7 protein-coding genes are annotated in these 6,112 nt (G+C 70.5%); 6 read left to right on the top strand and 1 reads right to left on the bottom strand.

Translation table 11 applies throughout. From position 1 onward, the window contains the following. Nucleotides 1-216: 216 nt before the first annotated feature. From FRW57_RS15790 to FRW57_RS15765, 6 genes are all read left to right on the top strand, one after another. Entirely contained in the window at nt 217-933 is a 717-nt protein-coding gene (locus FRW57_RS15790; protein WP_152186441.1) for a DsbA family oxidoreductase, read from the top strand. Continuing rightward, nucleotides 930-1,172: a hypothetical protein gene (locus tag FRW57_RS15785; RefSeq protein ID WP_152186440.1), complete on the top strand. Its 243-nt coding sequence runs from the start codon at nt 930-932 to the stop codon at nt 1,170-1,172. The genes FRW57_RS15790 and FRW57_RS15785 overlap by 4 nt, the downstream gene beginning before the upstream one ends. Before the next feature lie 64 nt (nt 1,173-1,236). Further along, on the top strand, nt 1,237-2,118 hold the full coding sequence (gene kynA, locus FRW57_RS15780; protein ID WP_275263154.1) for a tryptophan 2,3-dioxygenase: 882 nt from the start codon (nt 1,237-1,239) through the stop codon (nt 2,116-2,118). A 137-nt stretch (nt 2,119-2,255) separates the two neighbouring features. Continuing rightward, the gene (locus FRW57_RS15775) at nt 2,256-3,533 is read left to right on the top strand and encodes a kynureninase (protein WP_152186442.1); all 1,278 of its coding nucleotides are present in this window, start codon (nt 2,256-2,258) and stop codon (nt 3,531-3,533) included. Further along, on the top strand, nt 3,530-4,450 hold the full coding sequence (locus FRW57_RS15770; protein ID WP_152186439.1) for a PaaX family transcriptional regulator: 921 nt from the start codon (nt 3,530-3,532) through the stop codon (nt 4,448-4,450). The genes FRW57_RS15775 and FRW57_RS15770 overlap by 4 nt, the downstream gene beginning before the upstream one ends. 9 nt (nt 4,451-4,459) lie before the next feature. Continuing rightward, on the top strand, nt 4,460-5,863 hold the full coding sequence (locus FRW57_RS15765; RefSeq protein WP_152186438.1) for a mycothione reductase: 1,404 nt from the start codon (nt 4,460-4,462) through the stop codon (nt 5,861-5,863). A gap of 59 nt (nt 5,864-5,922) precedes the next feature. Here FRW57_RS15765 and FRW57_RS24095 read toward each other — a convergent pair. Continuing rightward, a partial coding sequence (locus FRW57_RS24095) for a hypothetical protein (RefSeq protein WP_203230358.1) occupies nt 5,923-6,112 on the bottom strand: 190 nt, incomplete at its 5' end.

Genomic DNA, 6,112 nt, shown 5'->3' with positions numbered 1-6,112 from the left:
CTCAAGACCGGCACCCGGTACGACGAGACGACTGCGTGGTCGCACCGCGACGAACCAGCCGCCGCAGCTTGACAGGTTTCGCCATGGGATGTCTGCTTGTCCTTGCGACGTGCTTGCCCTGAGCCCTGAGCTCTGAGCCCCGAGCCTCGTGCCCGGTGGCTCGTGCTTCTGGACGGCTCGCGGAATGCCCACGTCCCGCACGCCGTTGCCGCTGACGTGACGAAACCGTTGAAGGTCGACATCTGGTCCGACATCGCCTGCCCGTGGTGCTACATCGGCAAGCGCAAGTTCGAGGAGGGGGTGCGGCGCTACGCCGCGGCTGGCGGAGAACGCGACGTCGAGGTGGAGTACCACTCCTTCGAGCTGGCGCCGGACACCCCAGTCGATTTCGAGGGCAGCGAGGTCGACTTCCTGGTCGGCCACAAGGGTATGCCGCGTGAGCAGGTCACCGGGATGCTCGACCGGGTCGGGCAGATCGCCGCGTCCGTCGGGCTGGCCTACGACTTCGACCACATCCGGCACACCAAGACGCTGAAGGCGCACGAGGCGTTGCACCTCGCCAAGGCCCGCGGCCGCCAGATCGAGCTCAAGGAGCGGCTCCTCGCGGCCTACTTCGAGCAGGGCCGCCACGTCGGGCACGTGGACGAGCTGGCCGACCTCGCCGCCGAGGTCGGCCTCGACCGTGCCGAGGTCGTGCAGGCGCTCGAATCGGGGCAGTTCCGCGAGGCGGTGGCTGCCGACATCGCCCAGGCACGTGCCTACGGGATCTCGGGCGTCCCCTTCTTCGTGCTCGACTCGCGCTACGGCGTCTCGGGCGCGCAGGAGCCGGACGTGTTCGCCTCGGCCCTCGCCCAGGCGGCGGCCGACGGCGAGGGCCAGGGCGACGACCAGGACGACCCGGGGCAGCGAGAGCAGGACGAGGCGTCGGCATGAGCGATACCACCGCCAGCGCCCGACCGGACACCTCGGGGGCGAGCGACCTCGGCCGGGACGCCCGAGAGGACTCGCGGGATCGGTATTCGGACGAGGCGCCGTCCCAGGAGCAGGCGGGCCCGTTCACCATGGTCGGGGACGTGGGCAGCGCGGTCTGCGTCGACGGCGTCTGTGTCGTCCCGGGCGCGGTCCTGGAGGAGGCGGCCGAGGGCAGCCGGGCACGGCATACAGTCTTGTGACGAACGTCAGCTAGTTGTAACGTTCGTCGGGTCCACCAGCTGCGGCACAGGCAGGAGACCCATCGTGACCACCGAAGACGCGACCCGGCGCGACAACACCCGGACCCTCGAGGAGGGGGTGCGCTCCGACTTCACCACGGCGATGTCCTACGGCGACTACCTGCACCTGGACAAGGTGCTCTCCGCGCAGCAGCCGCTCAGCCATCCCCTGCAGCACGACGAGATGCTCTTCATCATCCAGCACCAGACCTCCGAGCTGTGGCTCAAGCTGATGCTGCACGAACTGCGGTCGGCCCGCGAGCTGATCAAGGCCGACGAGCTCGCTCCGGCGCTCAAGCGGCTGGCCCGGATCAAGCACATCCAGCACCAGCTGACCGATCAGTGGTCGGTGCTCGCGACCCTGACTCCCAGCGAATACGCCCAGTTCCGAAGCTTTCTCGCCTCTTCGTCAGGTTTCCAGTCGTACCAGTACCGCGAGGTCGAGTTCATCCTCGGCAACAAGAACGCCGACATGCTGCCCGTCTTCGAGCACGACCCCGCCGCGCAGGCGGACCTGCGCCGGCTGCTGTCCGAACCGAGTTTGTATGACGAGTTCCTCGCCTTCCTCTCGCGCCGCGGCTACGACATCCCGGCCTCGCGGCTCCAGCGCGACTGGCGCAAGCCCTACACCCTCGAGCCCGACCTGGTGCCGACGTTGAAGCTCATCTACGAGGACCCGCACGAGCACTGGGGCGTCTACGAGACCTGCGAGGAGCTCGTCGACATCGAGGACAACTTCCAGTTCTGGCGGTTCCGTCACCTCAAGACGGTCGAACGGATCATCGGCTCCAAGCCGGGCACCGGTGGGTCGAGCGGGATCCCCTTCCTGCGCAAGGCTCTTGACCTCACCTTCTTCCCCGAGCTGTATGCCGTCCGCGGGGAGATCTCCGAGGTGACCCCGTCGTGAGCGGCGACGATGGGGTGAGAAGCCTCCGACCGAACACCTCGGCCGCGAGTGACGTCACCGATTCCGCCCGAGCGGACCCGTCGAAGGGGCGTCCGGTCGAGGGGAGGGGAACGGGAGCGCGGGCGCGGGCTGCGGAGCTGGACGCGGCGGATTCGCTCGCCGGGTTCGTCGACCGGTTCCTGCCAGTGGGCGCGGCCGGACCCGCCGGTGACCTGGCGGCGGGACACGGCGCTCCGGTGGTGGCCTACCTCGACGGCAACTCCCTCGGCCGCCCGCCGCGCGAGGTCGCAGAGCGGATGCAGGACCTGATCACGGCGACGTGGGGGAGCCGGCTGATCCGGGGCTGGACCGACGAGTGGATGACCTGGCCGGAGACGGTCGGTGACCTCGTCGGGGGATCGGTGCTCGGCGCCGCCCCCGGGCAGACGGTGGTCGCCGACTCGACCACCGTCATGCTCTACAAGCTCGCCCGAGCCGCCGTCGCAGCGCGCCCCGGCCGCCACGAGATCCTCCTGGACACCGACAACTTCCCCACGGACCGCTACGTGCTGGAAGGCATCGCGCACGAGCGCGGCCTGAGGCTGCGCTGGGTGGAGACCGATCCCGCGGAGGGGATCCGGCCCGAACAGGTCGCCGGCGCGGTCGGCCCGGACACCGCCCTCGTGGTCTTCAGCCACGTCGCCTACCGCTCTGGATGGCTGGCGGACGCCGAGGCGATCACCCGGATCGCACACGACGCCGGCGCGCTGATGCTGTGGGACCTGTGCCACTCCGCTGGCTCGGTGCCCGTGGAGCTCGATCGGTGGAGCGTCGACCTGGCCGTGGGGTGCACCTACAAGTACCTCAACGGCGGGCCGGGGGCCCCTGCCTTCGGCTACGTCGCAGAGCGGCTGCAGGGCGAGCTGCAGCAGCCGATCTGGGGCTGGATGGGTCGGCACGACCCGTTCGAGATGGGGCCGGGCTACCGTCCGGCCGAGGGCATCCGGAGCGTGGTCAGCGGCACCCCGCCGATCATGGGCATGCTGCCGGTGCGTGTCGGCGTCGAGCTCGTGGCCGAGGCCGGCATCGAGGCGATCCGTGCGAAGTCCGTTGCGCTCACGCAGTTTGCGATCGAGATCGTCGACGGCTGGCCGAGCGAGCTCGGGGTCGAGGTCGCCTCGCCCCGAGACCCGGCCCGGCGCGGTAGTCACGTCACCCTCCGCCGCGCCGACTTCCGCGAGGTCAACCAGGCGCTCTGGGACAGGGGAGTGATCCCCGACTTCCGCGAGCCGGACGGCATACGGATCGGGCTCTCGCCGCTGTCCACCACCTTCGCCGAGGTGGAGCAGGCGCTCGCGATCATGCGCGAGGTCCTGGAGTCGCGGCCCGTGGCTGCCGACTCGCCCTCGGCCCGGGTCGACGCAACCGAACCGTGAGCGCCCGGCTCGACGAGCTGCGCCCCACCCGCGGCGACAGCTCGCTGATGCGCACCTTCATCGGCTCGTTCCTGCGCGAGATCGGTGGCTGGGTCGCCGTGGCCGACCTGGTGAACCTCTTTGAGGGACTGGGCGTCTCGGGCGCCAGCGTGCGCACCAACCTCTCCCGGCTCAAGGCCAAGGGGTTGCTCGTGCCGCAGGCACGCGGCGCCACCGGATACGCCCTTGCCGACGAGGCGGAGGTGATGCTCGCCCGCGGCGACCGGAGGATCTACGGCTACCACCAGATGCGCGTCGGCGACCCCTGGATGGTGGTCGTCTTCTCGGTCCCCGAGGCGCACCGGCACCTGCGGCACCAGCTACGGACCCGACTGACGTGGCTCGGCTGCGGCGCGATGACGCCCGGTGCGTGGATCGGCCCCGGGCACCTCATCGAGGAGACCCGCGAGGTGCTCGCCGAGGTCGACCTGCTGCGCTACACGACGATCCTGTGCACGCAGGAGCCGCTGGTCGACGGAGACCTCGCCGATGCGGTGGCCCGGTGGTGGGACCTGCCTGCCCTCGGCGGCCGGTATGACGTGTTCACCAGTGAGTTCGAGCCGGTCGCCGCCCGCTGGCGTGCGGCAGGCGACGAGGACCGTGCCACGGGCCGCGGCCAGCCAGCGATCGCGGACTGGCAGTCTGCTGCGGGCAACGAGGAGGTGGACGGTCCCGCGGCGTTCTCGGACTACCTGCGGGCGCTCGATGCCTGGCGCTCGATCCCCTACCTGGACCCGGCGCTGCCGCCGGAATACCTGCCCCACGACTGGCCGGGGCAGCGGGGCGTGGCGCTCTTCGCCGAGCTGCACGAACGGCTCTCGGGGCCGAGCCTGTCCCACGTGCTGGCGGTGACCGGCCGGCACGCCGCCGCTGGTTAGCATCGGGGCGTGACCCACTACGACCTGGCCATCATCGGTAGCGGCTCCGGCAACTCGCTCGTCACCCCCGACTTCGACGACAAACAGGTCGCGGTCATCGAGGCAGGCGTCTTCGGCGGCACCTGCCTCAACGTGGGCTGCATCCCGACCAAGATGTATGTATACCCCGCCGACGTCGCCACGGCGGTCGGCGAGGTCGGCCGGCTCGGCGTGGACGCCCATGTCGACGGCGTGCGGTGGAGGGAGATCCGCGACCGCATCTTCGGCCGGATCGACCCGATCTCGGCAGGGGGACTGGACTACCGGCGCGACGGCGCCAACACGACCGCCCTGCTCGGGCGTGCGACCTTCACCGGGCCGCGTGCGATGGACGTGGACGTCGACGGGACCATCGAGCACGTCACCGCTGACCAAGTGGTCATCGCCGCCGGCACCCACGCCGACGTCCCGCCGGAGGTGGCCGAGTCTGGCGTGCCGTTCCACACCTCCGACACGATCATGCGGATCGATGAACTGCCGCGCCGACTGCTGATCCTCGGCTCAGGTTTCATCGGCGCGGAGTTCGCGCACGTGTTCGGCGCCTTCGGGACGGAGGTGACGATGGTCGGCCGGAGCAACGCGGTGCTGCGACACCTCGACACCGACATCAGCCAGCGGTTCACCGAGCTGGCACGCGGTCGCTGGGACGTCCGGCTCGAGACCAAGCTGGTCAAGGTCACCGGGGACGCGGACGGCGTCCGGCTGCACTTCGCCGACGGCACCCACGCCGACGGCGACCTGCTGCTCGTCGCGACCGGTCGCACGGCCAACACCAGGGGTGTGGGACTGGACCTGGCCGGTGTCGAGCTGCACGACGACGGTCGGGTGAAGGTCGACGAACACGGCCGCACCACGGCCGAGGGCGTGTGGGCGCTGGGGGACGTGTCCTCGCCCTACCAGCTCAAGCACGTGGCCAACCACGAGGCGCGCATCGTCGCTCACAACCTCGCCCACCCGGGCGACCTCCGCCCGATCGACCACCGCTTCGTGCCGGAGGCCGTCTTCACCCATCCCCAGGTGGCCGCGGTCGGGCTCACCGAAGAAGAAGCACGTGCTGCCGGGCATGACGTGGTGACCAAGGTGCAGGACTACGGGGACACGGCATACGGCTGGGCGATGGAGGACCGCACCGGTGTCTGCAAGCTGGTTGCGGAGCGCACCACCGGACAACTGCTCGGCGCGCACATCATGGGCCACGAGGCGTCGATGCTGATCCAGCCGCTGGTCCAGGGCATGTATGCCGGGCAGACCGTGCGCGAGATGGCGCAGGGGCAGTACTGGATCCACCCCGCGCTCACCGAGGTCGTCGAGAACGCCCTGCTCGGCCTCGAGCTGGCGCCCGACGCGGATACGCGGGTCTACCCCCTGCAGTAATCCGGCGGCCAGGCATGCCGACGTGCCCCGCCGGTGATGGCGGGGCCGGTGCGGCGGAGTCAGGGTTCGGCCTCGTCCGGGCGAGCACCGACGTTGGGCTGGTAGAGCCACTCCGAGCCGACCGTCGCACTGCTGCTCAAGGCCCCGGGGCCCTCGCGACGCGACCCGCCGCCACCGATGTCGCCCGGCTCTCGGCCACCCGGACCCGGCCCGCCGCCACCGATGTCGCCCGGCTCTCGGCCACCGGGA

Source organism: Segeticoccus rhizosphaerae, assembly GCF_009192725.1.
Lineage (GTDB): Bacteria > Actinomycetota > Actinomycetes > Actinomycetales > Dermatophilaceae > Segeticoccus > Segeticoccus rhizosphaerae.
Note: the sequence above shows the minus strand (reverse complement) of the source record. Positions and strands in the feature narration are given on the sequence as shown.